Origin of the sequence: Sphingopyxis sp. MC1, assembly GCF_000371385.1 — a bacterium.
Taxonomy (GTDB): Bacteria; Pseudomonadota; Alphaproteobacteria; order Sphingomonadales; family Sphingomonadaceae; genus Sphingopyxis; species Sphingopyxis terrae.
Genome location: NZ_AOUN01000002.1, coordinates 240,736 through 255,821, shown reverse-complemented (window position 1 = coordinate 255,821; position 15,086 = coordinate 240,736). Strand labels below are relative to the sequence as shown.

At 64.7% G+C, this 15,086-nt stretch carries 13 protein-coding genes and 1 tRNA gene; 7 read left to right on the top strand and 7 right to left on the bottom strand.

Features of this window, described 5'->3' with window-relative positions; all coding sequences use genetic code 11:
• Positions 1-8: 8 nt before the first annotated feature.
• Complete coding sequence (locus tag EBMC1_RS01760) at positions 9-287, bottom strand: multiubiquitin domain-containing protein (protein WP_003039645.1); 279 nt, start codon at positions 285-287, stop codon at positions 9-11.
• A gap of 81 nt (positions 288-368) precedes the next feature.
• Here EBMC1_RS01760 and EBMC1_RS01755 point away from each other — a divergent pair, with 81 nt between their 5' ends.
• The 5 genes from EBMC1_RS01755 to EBMC1_RS01735 all read left to right on the top strand — a co-directional run bounded on the left by EBMC1_RS01755 (position 369) and on the right by EBMC1_RS01735 (position 2,780).
• Positions 369-575 (top strand): hypothetical protein, encoded by a 207-nt coding sequence (locus EBMC1_RS01755; RefSeq protein WP_003039642.1) that lies wholly within the window; start codon positions 369-371, stop codon positions 573-575.
• A gap of 38 nt (positions 576-613) precedes the next feature.
• A complete protein-coding gene (locus EBMC1_RS01750; protein ID WP_003039640.1) occupies positions 614-823 on the top strand; it encodes a hypothetical protein in 210 nt (69 codons plus the stop codon).
• Complete coding sequence (locus tag EBMC1_RS01745; RefSeq protein WP_003039637.1) at positions 823-1,398, top strand: Fic/DOC family protein; 576 nt, start codon at positions 823-825, stop codon at positions 1,396-1,398. The genes EBMC1_RS01750 and EBMC1_RS01745 overlap by 1 nt, the downstream gene beginning before the upstream one ends.
• Positions 1,395-1,592: a hypothetical protein gene (locus tag EBMC1_RS01740; protein ID WP_003039635.1), complete on the top strand. Its 198-nt coding sequence runs from the start codon at positions 1,395-1,397 to the stop codon at positions 1,590-1,592. Before EBMC1_RS01745 ends, EBMC1_RS01740 begins: the two co-directional genes overlap by 4 nt.
• Positions 1,593-1,949: 357 nt before the next feature.
• A complete protein-coding gene (locus tag EBMC1_RS01735; RefSeq protein WP_003039632.1) occupies positions 1,950-2,780 on the top strand; it encodes a 23S rRNA (adenine(2030)-N(6))-methyltransferase RlmJ in 831 nt (276 codons plus the stop codon).
• Between the two features lie 200 nt (positions 2,781-2,980).
• Here the strand turns inward: EBMC1_RS01735 and EBMC1_RS01730 are convergent.
• The 5 genes from EBMC1_RS01730 to EBMC1_RS01710 form a co-directional block, all read right to left on the bottom strand.
• Positions 2,981-3,056: transfer RNA gene (locus tag EBMC1_RS01730), tRNA-Thr, on the bottom strand.
• A 165-nt stretch (positions 3,057-3,221) separates the two neighbouring features.
• Positions 3,222-5,105 (bottom strand): AMP-binding protein, encoded by a 1,884-nt coding sequence (locus EBMC1_RS01725; protein WP_003039629.1) that lies wholly within the window; start codon positions 5,103-5,105, stop codon positions 3,222-3,224.
• A 10-nt stretch (positions 5,106-5,115) separates the two neighbouring features.
• Positions 5,116-5,625: a GNAT family N-acetyltransferase gene (locus tag EBMC1_RS01720; RefSeq protein WP_003039626.1), complete on the bottom strand. Its 510-nt coding sequence runs from the start codon at positions 5,623-5,625 to the stop codon at positions 5,116-5,118.
• A gap of 154 nt (positions 5,626-5,779) precedes the next feature.
• Positions 5,780-7,447, bottom strand: coding sequence for an MFS transporter (locus tag EBMC1_RS01715; protein WP_003039624.1), 1,668 nt, complete (start codon positions 7,445-7,447; stop codon positions 5,780-5,782).
• Positions 7,448-7,473: 26 nt separating this feature from the next.
• Positions 7,474-8,883, bottom strand: a complete 1,410-nt coding sequence (locus EBMC1_RS01710; RefSeq protein WP_051066293.1) for a DcaP family trimeric outer membrane transporter — start codon at positions 8,881-8,883, stop codon at positions 7,474-7,476.
• Between the two features lie 176 nt (positions 8,884-9,059).
• Between EBMC1_RS01710 and acs the strand changes: the two genes are divergently transcribed.
• Together acs and EBMC1_RS01700 are read left to right on the top strand one after the other, a co-directional pair.
• Positions 9,060-11,009: an acetate--CoA ligase gene (acs, locus tag EBMC1_RS01705; protein WP_003039619.1), complete on the top strand. Its 1,950-nt coding sequence runs from the start codon at positions 9,060-9,062 to the stop codon at positions 11,007-11,009.
• Entirely contained in the window at positions 11,006-11,635 is a 630-nt protein-coding gene (locus EBMC1_RS01700; RefSeq protein ID WP_003039617.1) for a response regulator transcription factor, read from the top strand. The genes acs and EBMC1_RS01700 overlap by 4 nt, the downstream gene beginning before the upstream one ends.
• On the opposite strand, the gene EBMC1_RS01695 is transcribed toward EBMC1_RS01700, so the two are convergent.
• The gene (locus tag EBMC1_RS01695) at positions 11,609-14,959 is read right to left on the bottom strand and encodes a hybrid sensor histidine kinase/response regulator (protein ID WP_003039614.1); all 3,351 of its coding nucleotides are present in this window, start codon (positions 14,957-14,959) and stop codon (positions 11,609-11,611) included. The two genes, EBMC1_RS01700 and EBMC1_RS01695, sit on opposite strands and share 27 nt — an antisense overlap.
• Between the last annotated feature and the right edge of the window lie 127 nt (positions 14,960-15,086).

The window sequence follows — 15,086 nt, the reverse complement described above, 5'->3', positions numbered from 1 at the left end:
CTTCCCCCTCAGTGAGCGCCCGGGTTGATCTGCGCTGGCGCGGTGAAGAAGCGCAGACCATTGCGCATCTCGACCTTCGTGTCGGCTTCGATCTTTAGGTCGGAGCCTCCCGGAACCACTTCGAAAAGGTCGCGCTCTGGACCGATGTCGGGCTCGGGCAAGCGCCGCAAATCCGCGCCGGTCAGCACCGGCTCAGACACCTTGTAGTTCGTCCGGTCGATCTTGATTTCGAACTTTTCCGGCCGACCGGGATGTTCATGCTGCTTGTCGTCGTTGTCGGGACTCATTGCCACCTCCATAATTTGATACCGTGATACCACACCACCAATAGGATTGACAAGCGGCAAGTTTTGGTGCAAAACAGCGCCATGAAACAGGCTAAGGCAATGACGGTTCGCCTTTCCGAGGAGCAGGCGCTCGCGTTGGAAACGGTTGCGAGCGTGGAAAACCGTCCAGTCTCCGACATCATCCGGGCTGCGATCTCGACGCACATCGAGACTTTGCGGCGTGATCCGAGTTTTCAGGCTGGACTCAAGGACCGGATTTCGCAGGCGCGTAAACTGCTCGACCGCTAGAGCGTGGGTCGGCGCATATCCGGAACGGTTGGAGACATATGAAAAAGATCAACAGGGGATTGAAGGCGAGCGACTCCGGCGTTGTGCTTGGCCAGCGAACCTTCGCCGCGATCACGGCGGTCGAGGGCATCGGACTGAGTGCGGCAAGCCGCAAGCGTCTCTCCGACTTGAAGAAGCGTAAGCTCTCCGCAGACGATCAGCGCTCCGAGGTAATACGAGCCTACCAGGACGCCAATACGCGCAAGTGATGTCGGTCGGCTACGACGCCTTCGACGACCCTTACGCTTACAAGGGCAGTCCCACTCTCAAGAATAAGCTCGGGCTGCGCGATCCGGCACTACTCGAGGCGTTCGAACTTGAAATGACAACGCTGCGGGCTCGCGAGCCGCTGCCGCTTGGGCGCTATGATCCCAACCATTACCGTCGGGTTCATCACCATCTATTCCAGGACGTCTACAGCTGGGCCGGCAAATACCGCACCGTTCGGACGGCAAAAGGTGGTAATCCCTTCTGCTTTCCGGAATATATCGATGGGGAGATGAAGCGGCTTTTCGCCACGCTTCCGTCCGCCATGGCAGCAGCGAATGCAGAGGTCTTTGTCGCCGAGATGGCGCGGTTTCTTGGCGAGCTAAACGCGATCCATCCGTTCCGTGAAGGCAATGGGCGCTCCCAGCTCTCATTCGCGGCGATGCTCGGCGAGCGGGCTGAATATCCGTTGGATTTCTCGCGCGTCAAACGAGACACATTTCTGCCCGCGATGGTTGCAAGCTATGATGGCGATCTTGAACCGCTGGTTGCGGAGTTCAGAATCTTGCTCCGATGAGCCTGTCGGACATCATCCTTTCAGACCGACTGCGTAACCTGACCGCTCAAAACATGGCGCTGCGAATCGGCGGCGCGAAGTCCGCGATTTGCACCTTTGGGACTCGAACCTTCTCAGCAAAAAAGTGCGAGGGTATCGGTGAAGGTATCGGCCTATACCAGTTCTCGAAAACGGGAGATTTCTGGGGCTCCTGAACCCTTTTCGAGTCCTCTTCTGGGCACCATTTTCTTCCAGACTCTTGGCTTGGCTGGAAGTAGCTGCAAAATCCGGCTTTCCTGTACGAGCCTGCCCCCTGTGCGGCGATGAAAAGCGCCATGCGCGAGTATGCTGGCTAGGCTGGCCCCAATTGCTGTTTCCCGCGTGTCGGGTCGTCAAAGTCACGGCGGCAGGGGCCATTTGCGCCAGCGCGGGTTTAAGGTCTTGCTCGGAAGCACTTTCATGCTTTCCGCCCGACGCTATATGGGCTCCGGAATATTGCATCACTTGTCTCGCGGCCGGCTGTTCCGCCCGGCACTTCATGGAAAGGCAGATCGCCAGGGCGCTGAATTCTGATGAACTATCGCCATTCCTTCCATGCGGGCAACAGCGCCGATGTCGTGAAGCATAGCCTGCTGATCGCCCTTGTGCGGGCGTTGCAGCAAAAGCCCGGCGCGCTGACCCTGATCGACACCCATTCCGGTTGCGGGCTGTACGACCTCAGGGGCGATCAGGCGCAACGCACCGGAGAGGCTGTGCAGGGCGTGCTGCGGGCCTTTGCCGACGCGAACCCCTTGCTCGACGACTACCGCGCCGCCGTACGGGCAGTGAATGCCGGGGGCGAGCCGCACCTCTACCCGGGCTCGCCGCGCATTCTGGAGCAGCTATTGCGGCCCCAGGATTTTCTGATCCTCAACGAAAAACATGCCGAAGACGCCATGGCCCTGCGCAGCGCGATGCGTGGCACATCCGCGGCCGTTCATGAGCGTGACGCCTATGAGTTGTGGCTGGCGATGCTGCCGACCCGAACGTCTCGCGGTGTGGTGGTGGTCGATCCGCCCTATGAGCAAACGGATGAACGCGCCCGGATCGCCGCCACTCTCGCTGCCGCGCACCGCAAATGGGCGCATGGCGTGACGGTGATCTGGTATCCGCTGAAAGACCGCACGGCGCATGTGCGATGGAAGCAGCAGCTCAGGCGGCTGGGCATCCCGAAATTCCTGTGGGTCGAACATTGGCTGTACGATGCCGATCAGCCGGGCATCTACAACGGCGCGGGCCTTTTTATCATCAATCCGCCATACGCCTTCACGCAGGCGCTGCCCCCGCTGCTCGAAGCCCTTCGCGCCGCGCTGGCGCCGGAAGGACACAAGGGGGAGATCGCTGCGGATTGGTTGGGGGATTAAAACATCCCCATCGCAGATTTCGCTGAAGAGGGCACAGCGAGCCCCGTTTTCCAGCGTGTCCCGGACTTTGTTGCCAAATTCAAGGGGTAGGCGGCAAACTGTGACGCGACGCTGCTAAAGGCGTCCCAGACAGGACCCAATCAAGCACACAAGCAAAGGGCCTTTAGGCCGCATGTGTCGGGTTTGCCTCGGGAGGAGAGTGGTGCCGCTTAGGTGACTCGAACACCTGACCCCATCATTACGAATGATGTGCTCTACCAACTGAGCTAAAGCGGCAACGATGGGCGCCTCTATCAGCGTGCCGGGGCGAAGACAAGCGTCCTTGCGAAGAAACTGTTTCCGGCGATTTCGTGCGCCTGCGGGGGCGATGTGTGACGACGATAGCGGCCATTTCTGTCCGGCCGCCGCATCGGCGCGGAACGCTACTGGCTTCGACCAATGTCAGGGCGCTGACCGCGCCGCGACGGCTGCGCGGACGATCGCGGGTACCCCCGGATCCTCGATCGTCGGCGGGCATTCGACATGCTGGCCGTTGACGATGCTGCGCAGCAGGTTGCGCAGGATCTTTCCCGACCGCGTCTTGGGAAGCTGCGGCACGACATAGGCGGTCTTGAGCGCTGCGACCGCGCCGAGTTCGGCGCGCACCGCGGCGATGACCATGCGTACCAGCGTGTCGGGATCGGCGGCGCCGGCGCGCGGGACGACGAAGGCGACGGGGATCATCCCCTTGATCGCATCGTCGGCGCCGATGACCGCGCATTCGGCGATGCCGTCCTGCTGCGCGACGATCTGTTCCATCTGACCCGTCGACAGGCGGTGGCCCGCGACATTGATGATATCGTCGGTGCGGCCCATGATGTGGAGGAAACCTTCGGCATCGAAATGGCCCGCGTCCCCCGTCTCATAATAGCCGGGGAAGCTTTCGAAGTTGCGCGCGAAGCCGACCGGATTGTTCCACAAGGTGCGAAAGGCGCCGGGGGCAAGGGGGGCCTTGATCGTGATCGAGCCGCTCTGCCCGTCGGGGACCGGCTGGCCGTCCTCGCCGAGCACGACGAATTCATAGCCGGGTACGGGAAAGCCCGCGCTCCCGCGCTTGCGCCGCAGGTCGCCGAGCGCAAAGCAACTGGCGATTGCGGGCCAGCCGAGCTCGGTCTGCCACCAATGGTCGATCACCGGCAGGCCGGTCTTTTCTTCCAGCCAGGCGATGGTGTCGGGATCGGCGCGCTCGCCGGCGAGGAAAATCGCTTCAAGATCGCCCGTCCCGATGTCGGCCAGAAAGGCGGCGTCGGGGTCTTCCTTGCGGATTGCGCGGATCGCTGTCGGTGCGGTGAAGAAGGTCTTGACCCCGTGGCGGACGATCGTGCGCCAGAAGGTGCCGGGGTCGGGGGTACCGACGGGCTTGCCTTCGAACAGGATCGTCGTCGCGCCGACCAGCAGCGGGGCATAAACGATATAGCTGTGGCCCACGACCCAGCCGACGTCGGATGCCGCCCAGAAACAATCGCCCGCGCCGATGCCGTAGATATTCGCCATCGACCAGGCGAGCGCGACGGCATGTCCGCCATGTTCGCGCACCACCCCCTTGGGCGTGCCCGTCGTCCCCGAGGTGTAGAGGATATAGAGCGGATCGTTCGCCGCCATGACTTCGGGTTCGGGTATCGGATCTCCGGCACATTCGCTGCGCAGCGTCATCCAGTCGATATCGCGCGGCGGCTGGAGGTCGGCGGCAAGCGCATCGCGCTGGACCAGCACGACATGCTCGACCCGGTGGCTGGCAAGCGCGAGGGCTTCATCGACCATCGGCTTGTAGGCGATCAGCCGGCCCCCCTCGATTCCGCACGAGGCCGTCAGGATCAGGCGCGGCGCGGCATCGTCGATGCGCTTGGCAAGTTCGAGCGCCGCAAAACCGCCGAAAACGACCGAGTGGATCGCGCCGATGCGGGCGCAGGCAAGCATCGCAAACACTGTTTCGGGGATCATCGGCATGTAGATTACAACGCGGCCGCCCTTGCCGACGCCCAGCCGCTTGAGCATCGCCGCGACGCGGCCGCTTTCTTCGAGCAATTGCGCATAGGTGAACCGGCGCACCTGCCCGGTGACCGGACTGTCATAGACGAGCGCCGGCGCATCGCCGCGCCCCGCCGCGACATGGCGGTCGAGGCAATTGGTGGCGGTGTTGAGCGTGCCCCCGGCAAACCAGCCCGCATCGGCATCATGGATGCGCTGCGGCGGCGTCACCCAGTCGATCGCCCGCGCGGCGGCGTCCCAAAAGGCGTCGCGGTCGGTGATGCTGTCGGTCCAGGCCTGCCGGTAGGCGTCGCTCATCTGTCGTCCTTTATCGAAATGTCTTGGCGAGAACCACCAGCGTCGGATCGCCGTCGAACGCTTCGGGCGCGAAGCCCTTTTCGCGCTCGAGTTCGATGGCGGCGTGATTTTCGCGCGCCTCGATCGCGATCGCGCGCCGGACGCCGCGCCGTTCGGCCTCGCGGCTGACGAAATCGAGCAGCGCCCAGCCGACCCCCTTGCCGCGATAGTCGCTGCACACCGACACCGCGATTTCGGCAGTGTCCATCGCCGCATCGCAGGCGAGCAGCGCCGATCCGATCAACTTGCCGCTTGCGGCGTCGAAGCCGAGGAAGCTTTCGCTGCGATAATGGTCGGCGTGGATCAGCGGTTCGAGCTGGCGGTGGTTGACGTGGGCGCCGGCCGAAAAGAAGCGGAAGCGCCGGTCCTCGTCGCTGACGCGGTCGAAGAAATCGACGAGCGCCGCCTCATCGGCCTCGGTGGCGGGACGCACCAGCACGTCGATGCCGGAACGGGTGGGAAGCAGAAGCGTCGTGTCCATGGGAGAGAGCCTTTCGTTCAAGAGCCTGTGCCTCTTGCGCCCCGGCGTCCGATTATGCCTTGATCCAGCGCAAAGCCCCGAAAAATCGGGGGCGAAAAAATCCGGGGAGGATGCGCGACCCGCCATCCTCCCCGGTCCGTGCCGAAAGGCCCGCCTATGCGTCGATATTGCGGCGGAAGGTTTCGGGCAGGAACAATAGCCCCACGATCACCGTCAGCGCGGCGATGACGATCGGATACCAGAGGCCGTAGTAGATATCCCCCGTTGCCGCGACCATCGCGAAGGCTGTCGTCGGCAGAAAGCCGCCGAACCAGCCGTTGCCGATATGATAGGGCAGCGACATCGAGGTGTAGCGAATGCGGCTCGGGAACAATTCGACCAGCATGGCGGCGATCGGGCCGTAGACCATCGTCACGAGCAGGACGAGATAGGTCAGGATGGCGATGACCATCGGCTTGTTGATCGCATCCGGATCGGCCTTCGCCGGATAACCCGCCTTGGTCAGCGCCTCCTTGATCTGCCCCTGGAAAGCGGTAATCGCGGCCTTGCGTTCGTCGCCCGTTACCTTGGCGGGATCGGGAGCGGTAAAGCTTTCGGCACCGATGCGGACGACCGCGACGCTGCCTGCCGGCGCGGCGACGTTTGCATAGCCGATCGCGTTTTTGGCAAGGAACGCCTTGGCGATGTCGCAGCTCTTGGCGTCGAACTTGTTCTTGCCGACGGGGTCGAACTGCAACGAACAGTCGGCGTCGTTCGTCACCACCGTCACCGGCGCCGAAGCCTCGGCCCGGGCAAGCGCCGGGTTCGCGGCTTCGGACAGCGCGTGGAAGGCGGGGAAATAGGTCACGACGGCCAGCGCGCAACCCACCAGGATAATCGGCTTGCGCCCGATCTTGTCCGACAGCCAGCCGAAGAAGATGAAGAAGGGCGTGCCGATCGCCAACGCGATTGCGATCAGGATATTGGTCGTCGCACCATCGACGAGCAGCATCTTTTCAAGGAAGAACATCGCGTAGAACTGGCCGGTGTACCAGACCACCGCCTGGCCGGCGACCGCGCCGAGCAGCGCGACGAGAACCCATTTGGCATTCTTCCATTGGCCGAACGCTTCGGTCAGCGGCGCCTTCGAGGTCGTGCCTTCATCTTTCATCTTCTGAAAGACCGGGCTTTCGGAAAGCTGCATGCGGATCCACATCGACACCGCGAGCAGGATGATCGAAACGAGGAAGGGCACGCGCCAGCCCCAGTCCTTGAACGCCTCTTCGCCGATCAGCGTGCGCGTGCCGATGACGACGAGCAGCGCCGCGAACAGGCCGAGCGTCGCGGTCGTCTGGATGAAGCTGGTGTACAGCCCGCGCCGGTTGTTGGGCGCATGTTCGGCGACATAGGTCGCCGCACCGCCATATTCGCCGCCGAGCGCAAGGCCCTGCACCAGCCGCATGACGATGAGCATGATGGGCGCTGCAACGCCGATCGTGGCATAGGAGGGAAGAAGGCCGACGACGAACGTCGAAAGGCCCATCAAGCCCATCGTCACCAGAAAGGTGTTCTTGCGGCCGACGAGATCGCCGATCCGCCCGAACACCAGCGCCCCGAAGGGACGCACCGCAAAGCCCGCGGCAAAGGCCGCCAGCGCGAAGATAAAGCCGGTCGTTTCGTTGACGCCCGAAAAGAATTGCGCCGATATGATCGTGGCCAGAAGGCCGTAGAGATAAAAATCATACCATTCGAAAACGGTGCCCAGCGACGAGGCGGTGATGACGAGCTTTTCGCTCTGCGTCGCCTCGTGATGCTTGGGCAAATGGTCATAAGCCGTTGCCATGAAACCTCTCCCTGTCCCTGTTCGGTTTAGAAACTATATTTTGCGGCAAATTCAAAGCGGTCGAGCTGGCCCTTGGCGCCGCTCACGATTTCGCGCTCACCGTGGCGATATTCGATGCCAAGGTCGATGCTCTTGACCGGCGACCAGAAAAGGTTGGCGGCCGCGCTCCACGCCTTGTCGTTGAACCCCGACAGGGTCGCGAGCGGGATCGAACCCGCATAGTCGACATTCTGGTAGCTACCCATCAGGTTGACCCGCAGCTGCGGCGCCACGGCGAGGCGAACAGCCGCGAGCGCGGCGAACTCGCGAACGTCGGCAAGGGTGCCGGTCGCCGGGTCGAACACCGAATCGGGCGCGAAGTTGAGGCCGACATAGCGGCCGGCATTGCTGCCATAGGTCGCCATGAAGCGGATATCGCTGCCCTTGTCGGCGGCAAGATAGATTTTGCCCGCGGCGCTGACGCCCCAGCCGAAATTCTTTGCCGAGACACCGGCATTGGCGACGCGCACTTCGCGCGCGAGGCCCGCGAGCGACAATTCGCCAAGCTTGCCTGCATAGGCGATCCGCGCCGCGAAGTCGGGGATGCTGTCGTCGCCGTTTTCGACCAGCGCCGGGGCGCCGAGGGTGGCGGTTCCCGACTCCGCATTTTCAATCGATGCATGGAGCGTCACCCCGCCGCCGAGCGGCGCCGAGTAGCGGACAAGCGGCTGGCGGACGAACACCGTGCCTTCGGTCGCGCCGACGAAATCGGTGCTTTCGGGCAGCGCGCCGACATATTGGAAGGTCGACCAGTCCTGCCCGAAGGTGAATTTGTCGACCTGGATATAGGCGCGGCGCAGCGCCAGATTATAGCCGTTGGTGGTGCGCTGCGACCCTTGCGTACCCGGCGACGTCTGAAAGTCGGTTTCGACATAGCCCTTCACGGCATGGCCCGCGACATCGGTCGACAGGTTGAGCCACAGCCGCGATTGTTTGGCGCTGAAATCCTGCACGCGAGCAGCCGGACCGGATCCGACCGGGATCGATTGCGGCAGATAGAAATCACGGCCGAGCGAGTTGGTCGCCACTTCGCCTTCGCTGAACCGGCTGTTCGTGGCGGTAAGCTTGATGAAGCCGCCGATCTTGATCGTCGTTGCGCCCGAACGGAAACCGTCGGCGGGCGCCGCTTGCGCTGCCTGCGGCTGCAGCGCAGCGACCTTCGTAGTCGCGGCGTCGCTCTTCGCGGCGGCTTCTTGCGCGACGGCGGCGGTCGCTGCCTGATCGCTGCGCGCGCTCGCAAGATCGGCGCGCAGGCTCTGCATTTCGGCCTCGAGCTTCGCCAGCCGGGCCTCAAGCTCGGCTTCGCGCGGCGTCGATTGGGCAAAGGCCGTCCCCGGCGCGACGAGCGCGGTGGCGGCCAGCAAAAGATGGAGGGGTGTTGTAATTCGCCTTTTCATCCGACGTCTCCCTGTTCCCGATGTTCACCTCGGGATCGGGGCAGAGTGCGGCGCACGCCATCGCGGCGCCACCCGGACGATGGTCGTAGACCTACGACCTTTGTCTAACAGCGCGGCGAGCGATGTTTGCGCTAGGCAGACCGGCAAAAGTCCACGCGGACCAAAAGGAGCAAGCGATGGGAGAGACGATTTATCCGGTGCCGTCCGCCTGGGCGGCCGATGCGCTGGTCAATGACGCCAGCTATCATGCGATGTATCGGCAATCGGTCGAGCAGCCCGATGCCTTCTGGCGCGATCAGGCGAAGTGCATCGACTGGATGCGCCCCTTTACCCGCGTCAAGGAGACGAGCTTTGACGAAAGCGATTTCGGCATCGCCTGGTTCTCCGACGGGACGCTCAATCTTTCGGCCAATGCGCTCGATCGCCATCTCGCCGAGCGCGGCGACGCGATCGCGATCCTGTGGGAACCCGACGATCCGGCCGATGCGCACCGCGCGATCAGCTATCGCGAGCTGCACGCCGACGTCTGCCGCTTCGCTAATTTGCTCAAAGCGCAGGGGGTGCAGCGCGGCGAACGCGTGACCATCTATCTGCCGATGGTGCCCGAGGCTGCGGTGGCAATGCTCGCCTGCACGCGGATCGGCGCGATCCATTCGATCGTCTTCGCCGGCTTTTCGCCCGATGCGCTCGCCGGGCGCATCACCGACTGCGACAGCCGCATCGTGCTGACCGCCGACGAAGGGTTGCGCGGCGGCAAGCATGTGCCGCTCAAGGCCAATGTCGACGAAGCGCTGGCCCATTGCCCTGGCGTCGAGCGCGTTGTCATGTTGCGGCGTACCGGCGCCGATGTTTCGATGGTGGAGGGCCGCGACATCGACTGGCACATGGCGGTCGCCGCGCAGAGCGACGATTGTCCGGCCGAGGAAATGAACGCCGAAGATCCGCTGTTCATCCTCTACACCTCGGGATCGACGGGAAAGCCCAAGGGCGTGCTGCACACCACCGGCGGCTATGCGGTGTGGGCGGCGGTCACGCACCGCTATGTCTTCGATTACCGGCCGGGGCAGATATATTGGTGCGCCGCCGACATCGGCTGGGTCACCGGGCATAGCTATGTCGTCTATGGTCCGTTGATGAACGGCGCCACGACGGTGATGTTCGAAGGGGTGCCCAATTTCCCCGATCCGTCGCGTTTCTGGCAAATCGTCGACAAGTTCGGGGTCGAAATCTTCTATGGCGCACCGACCGCGCTGCGCGCGCTGATGCGCGAAGGCGACGATTGGGTGACGAAGACCAGCCGCAAGACGCTGCGCCTGCTCGGCAGCGTCGGCGAGCCGATCAATCCCGAGGCTTGGGAATGGTATCACAAGGTCGTCGGCGAAGGACGCTGTCCGATCGTCGATACCTGGTGGCAAACCGAAACCGGCGGCGTGATGATCAGCCCGCTCCCCGGCGCCACCGCGCTCAAGCCCGGTTCGGCGACACGGCCCTTTTTTGGCGTTCAGCCGGCGCTGGTCGACAATGACGGCGTCGTTATCGAAGGGGCCGGTGACGGCTGCCTTGTCATCACCGACAGTTGGCCGGGGCAGATGCGCACCGTCTGGGGCGACCATGCACGCTTTTTCCAGACCTATTTCACGACCTTCAAGGGCCGCTATTTCACCGGCGACGGCTGCCGCCGCGATGCCGACGGCTATTACTGGATCACCGGCCGTATCGACGATGTCATCAACGTGTCGGGCCACCGTATGGGCACTGCCGAGATCGAAAGCGCGCTCGTCGCGCACCCCAAGGTCGCCGAAGCAGCGGTCGTCGGCATGCCACATGACATCAAGGGGCAGGGCATCTATGCTTTCGTCACCACGAACGCCGAGGTCGAACCCGACGAGGCGCTGCGCAAGGAGCTGGTCCAATGGGTGCGCCACGAAATCGGTCCGATCGCAACGCCCGACGTCATCCAGTTCGCGCCATCGCTGCCGAAGACGCGGTCTGGCAAGATCATGCGGCGTATCCTGCGCAAGATCGGGGAGAATGACGTGAGCAATCTGGGCGACACATCGACCCTCGCCGACCCGGCGGTGGTCGATCATCTGCTCGCGCACCGGCCTTTGCTGGCGGAGGCGTGACAGGCACCGTCCTCGTCGCGGACGACCATCCGCTTTTCCGCCAGGCGCTGCGCCTGGCGGTCGAGAAAATATTGCCCGAGGCGTCGATTGTGGAGGCCGGAACGCTCGCCACGGCGGTCGCCGCGGCCACCGCCGCGCCCGATCTCCGGCTGATCTTGCTCGATCTCAAAATGCCCGGCGCCACCGGCTATTCGGGGATTGCGCTGCTTCACGCAGAATGTCCCGACGTGCCGATCCTCGTCGTATCGAGCGCCGAAGGCGCTGCGGCCGCCGATGAGGCGCGGGCGTTCGGCGCGATCGGATTTTTGCACAAGGGCAGCGACCTTGGCGCGATCGAGGCGGCGGTTGCGGCAGCGATCGGCCGCCGGCCGGCGCCGCGTTCTCCAGCGCCGGACCCGGCGACCCAAGAAATCCGCGAAACCATCGCCAGCCTGACGCCGACCCAGCTCAAGGTTTTGCTCGCCGTACTCGACGGCCAGCTCAACAAACAGATCGCGCATAATCTGGGAATCAGCGAGGCGACGGTGAAGGCGCATATGACTGCAATCATGCGCAAGCTCGACGTTCGCAACCGCACCCAGGCGGCACTCGTCGCGCGGTCACTCGGGCTCGATCTCGCGCACTGACAGCGCCGTCAGAAAGTCCTCGATCGCGCCCGCCGCGACGGGTTTGGCAAGGATCGTCACCCCCAGTTCGGCCGCGCGGGCGCGCATGGCGGCGCCATTCTCCGCCGTCACCAGAAGCGCTGGCAGACCGGGGTGCTGCATCCGCAACTGCGCGATCAGGTCGAGCCCGTTGGCGCCGTCATCCAGCTGATAATCGACGAGTGCTGCATCGAAACGTCCCGGGGCTGCGAGAGCATCGCCGGGCCCGCGCGCGCCGACCGCATCATGCCCCATGCGCGCGAGCAGGGCGAGGCTCGCCTCGACGATGCGCTCGTCATTGTCGATCGCCAGAATACGCAGCGACTGCGGCGCCCGGTCTTCCGTCGCCGCAATCTTCGGGGACGCGGTCGGCACTTCTCCGGTCTCGGCGGCCGGCAGATAGAGGCTGAAACGGCTGCCGCGTCCGGGCGCCGATCGCACCTCGATCCGCCCGCCGAGCAGCCGCACGATGCGGCGCACGAGGGCAAGGCCGAGCCCCAGGCCTTCGACCTCGACCTCGCCGAGCCGCACGAATTCGGAAAATATGTCTTCGATCTGCGCCTCGGCGATACCGACGCCCGTGTCGATGACGTCGATCCGCCAATCGTCGCCGCGCCGCCGCACCCCGACAAGGACGCCGCCGCGTGCGGTGTAGCGCACCGCATTGCCGATAAAATTCTGCATCACCGACCGGAGCAGCCCGGCATCGCTTTCGACGGTACCCGGCATCGCGCCGATGCGCAGTCGGAGGCCCTTGGCTTCCGCCATCGGACGGAAGGTTTCGGCAAGATCGCCCAGAAACGGCGCAAGCGCGATGGCGGCGGGTTCGGGCGTCACCCCGCCCGCGTCGAGCCGGCTGATATCGAGCAGCGAGCGCAGCAGGTCTTCCGCCGCCACCAGCGCGCTTTCGACGCGGCCGATCAGGTCGTGCTGCGCCGCGCTCGCATCGCGCCCGAGCGCGGCGGTAAACAGCCGCGCGGCATGGAGCGGCTGCAGAAGATCATGGCTCGCCGCGGCGAGAAAGCGCGTCTTGTCCTGATCGGTCCGCGCGAGGCGGCGGTTGGCATCGCTGAGCTCGCGCGTGCGATCGGTGACCCGCTGTTCGAGCTCCTCTAGCGTGCGGCGCAATTCCTCGCGCATCCGGGCTTCTTCGCTGATGTCGGTGAAGGACATGACATAGCCGCCGCCGGGCATCGATCCGCCGACGATCTTGATGACGCGGCCGTCGTTGCGGTGCCGTTCGACGCTGTGCTCCTGCCCGCGGCGCAGATGTTCGAGCCGCTTTTCGACATGATGCGCGACATCGCCCGGTCCGAAATCGCCCTGTTCGGCGTTGTGCCGGATGAGATCGGCGACGGGTACGCCGACGCGAACGAGGCCGGGAGGATAGTTGAACAGTTCAAGATAGCGGCTGTTCCACGCGACGAGGTTGAGGTCGGCATCGACGACGCTGATTCCGGCGCCGACATTTTCGAAGGTCGCGGCGAGCAGCCGGCGCGAAAAGCGCAGGCTCTGCCCCCCTTCGTCGAGCAGCCGCGTGACTTCGTGGAAGCTGAGCTGGCCGCCCGCGAGCGCCGAGGCGACGAGCGCGCGTGCCGAAGAGGCACCCACGACCTGCGCGATCAGTTCGCGGGCGCGCCGTGCCGCCTGCCGGTCCACCGGATGGCTGCGGTCGGCGCCCGGAAAGGCCTTGCCCGCCTGTTCCTCACCGACGAAGCTTCCGGTGAGCTGCGCAAGATCGGCGAGGTTGGTGATCGGTCGCTGCGCGCGGACGAAGCGCGGCAGCGGCGGCGTCTGCACTTTGCGCGCGGCAATCGCGGCATAGACGATCAGATTGGCGCCGACGCTCCAGATGACGCCGTGCGAGAGCGGCGCGGCGCCGCCGATCCCGAGCAGGCGCAGCGGATCGATGGCGGTTCCCGCCAGCGCGTCGAGCCACGCGGTCGGGACGACCGGCGGCAGCGCGAGCGTGTAGAGCCAGAGCGCCAAGCCCACCGAAAGGCTGGCGCGTGCCGCGAGTGAATCGCGCCCCTTGCCGGTTGCCGCGAGGATGAGATGCGGGGTGAACTGCGCCATGGCGGCAAAGGCGATGAGGCCGATGGAGGCGAGCGAATCCTGCGCCGAAACGAGCAGCGCCCAAACGAGCCCCATTGTCAGGATCGCGAGGATCGACAGCCGCCGGATCGTCAGCATCCGCCGCCCGATCGCCCCCGATTCGGTCGTCGCCGGCCCGCGCATCGGGGTCGGGAAGACGAGGTCGTTCGATACCATCGTCGCCAGCGCGGTCGAATCGACGATCGCCATCGACGCCGCCGCGCTGACCCCGCCGAGCAGCGCCGCAGCGAGGACGAAGCCGAAGCCCTCGGCCGCGGGCAGTTCGAGCACATAGACGTCAGGGGCGATCGCCGGGCCGAGCACGGTCAACCCCGCAAGTGCGATCGGCAGGACGACGATCGCCATCGTACCGAGATAGGCGGCAAGGCCGAAGCGCGCGCGCACGAGATCGTCGGGCTGGCGCGCTTCGACCAGTCCCATGTAGAATTGCCGCGGCAAGGACAGGATGGCGGGCATCGCGATCAGGAAGATGATCGCGACATTGAGCGTCAGCCCTTGCGGCTCGAATCGCGATTGCAGCGCCGAAAAGCCCTCGATCACGCGTTGCGGCGGGGTGGCGGCGAGTACGGCCACCGCCACGCCCGCGACCGCAACGAGCGCAAGCAGCTTGATCGCCGATTCAAGGCCGATCGCGTAGAGCAGCCCTTCGCTGCGGCACGCGAGTTCGAACCGCCGCGCGCCGAACAGGATCGCGAACAGCGCCAGCAGCGGTGCCGCAACCAGCATCGCCTGCGCCGCGACATTGGCGCCCGACACGATGCTGAGCGCGGCGCCGATCGAGCGAAGCTGCAACGCGATATAGGGAATGGTGCCGAGCAGCGCGATCACCGTCACCAGCCGCGCGACGACGACATCGTGGCCGAAGCGCGCAGCGATGAAGTCCGATACGGTCGTTGCTTGCTCCTCGTGGACCGCCTCCGACAGACGACGCAGAAAGCGCGGCGCGGCGAGCAGCAGCAGCATCGGCGCCGCATAGATGGGCAAATAGCTCCACCCGTCGCGAACCGCGCTGCCGACCGCACCATAGAAGGTCCAACTCGTGCAATAGACGCCGAGCGCCAGCGTATAGGCACGGTGGCGCAGGGCGGGACGCCGCGCGAGCGCCGCACCGCGCGTCTCGACGAGCGCCGCAATGACGAACAACAGCAGGATCATGGCCAGCGCCAGCAGCGCCGCGGACTGCAAACTCATCGTCGGCTCCTGCCTCGGGCAATCCGCGGGATCGTATAGCGGGGCGTGGGCGTAGCAAGCGCCATTGTCGGCGAGGTCGCGCGGCGATCCCGATGAGGCGCTGCACCGGTCGAAAGGTTCGCCAATT

Excerpts from the sequence above, each read along its gene's own strand:
- EBMC1_RS01760 (WP_003039645.1), bottom strand. The coding sequence starts at position 287 with ATGAGTCCCGACAACGACGACAAGCAGCATGAACATCCCGGTCGGCCG.
- EBMC1_RS01755 (WP_003039642.1), top strand. The coding sequence starts at position 369 with ATGAAACAGGCTAAGGCAATGACGGTTCGCCTTTCCGAGGAGCAGGCG.
- EBMC1_RS01750 (WP_003039640.1), top strand. The coding sequence starts at position 614 with ATGAAAAAGATCAACAGGGGATTGAAGGCGAGCGACTCCGGCGTTGTG.
- EBMC1_RS01745 (WP_003039637.1), top strand. The coding sequence starts at position 823 with ATGTCGGTCGGCTACGACGCCTTCGACGACCCTTACGCTTACAAGGGC.
- EBMC1_RS01740 (WP_003039635.1), top strand. The coding sequence starts at position 1,395 with ATGAGCCTGTCGGACATCATCCTTTCAGACCGACTGCGTAACCTGACC.
- EBMC1_RS01735 (WP_003039632.1), top strand. The coding sequence starts at position 1,950 with ATGAACTATCGCCATTCCTTCCATGCGGGCAACAGCGCCGATGTCGTG.
- EBMC1_RS01725 (WP_003039629.1), bottom strand. The coding sequence starts at position 5,105 with ATGAGCGACGCCTACCGGCAGGCCTGGACCGACAGCATCACCGACCGC.
- EBMC1_RS01720 (WP_003039626.1), bottom strand. The coding sequence starts at position 5,625 with ATGGACACGACGCTTCTGCTTCCCACCCGTTCCGGCATCGACGTGCTG.
- EBMC1_RS01715 (WP_003039624.1), bottom strand. The coding sequence starts at position 7,447 with ATGGCAACGGCTTATGACCATTTGCCCAAGCATCACGAGGCGACGCAG.
- EBMC1_RS01710 (WP_051066293.1), bottom strand. The coding sequence starts at position 8,883 with ATGAAAAGGCGAATTACAACACCCCTCCATCTTTTGCTGGCCGCCACC.
- acs (WP_003039619.1), top strand. The coding sequence starts at position 9,060 with ATGGGAGAGACGATTTATCCGGTGCCGTCCGCCTGGGCGGCCGATGCG.
- EBMC1_RS01695 (WP_003039614.1), bottom strand. The coding sequence starts at position 14,959 with ATGAGTTTGCAGTCCGCGGCGCTGCTGGCGCTGGCCATGATCCTGCTG.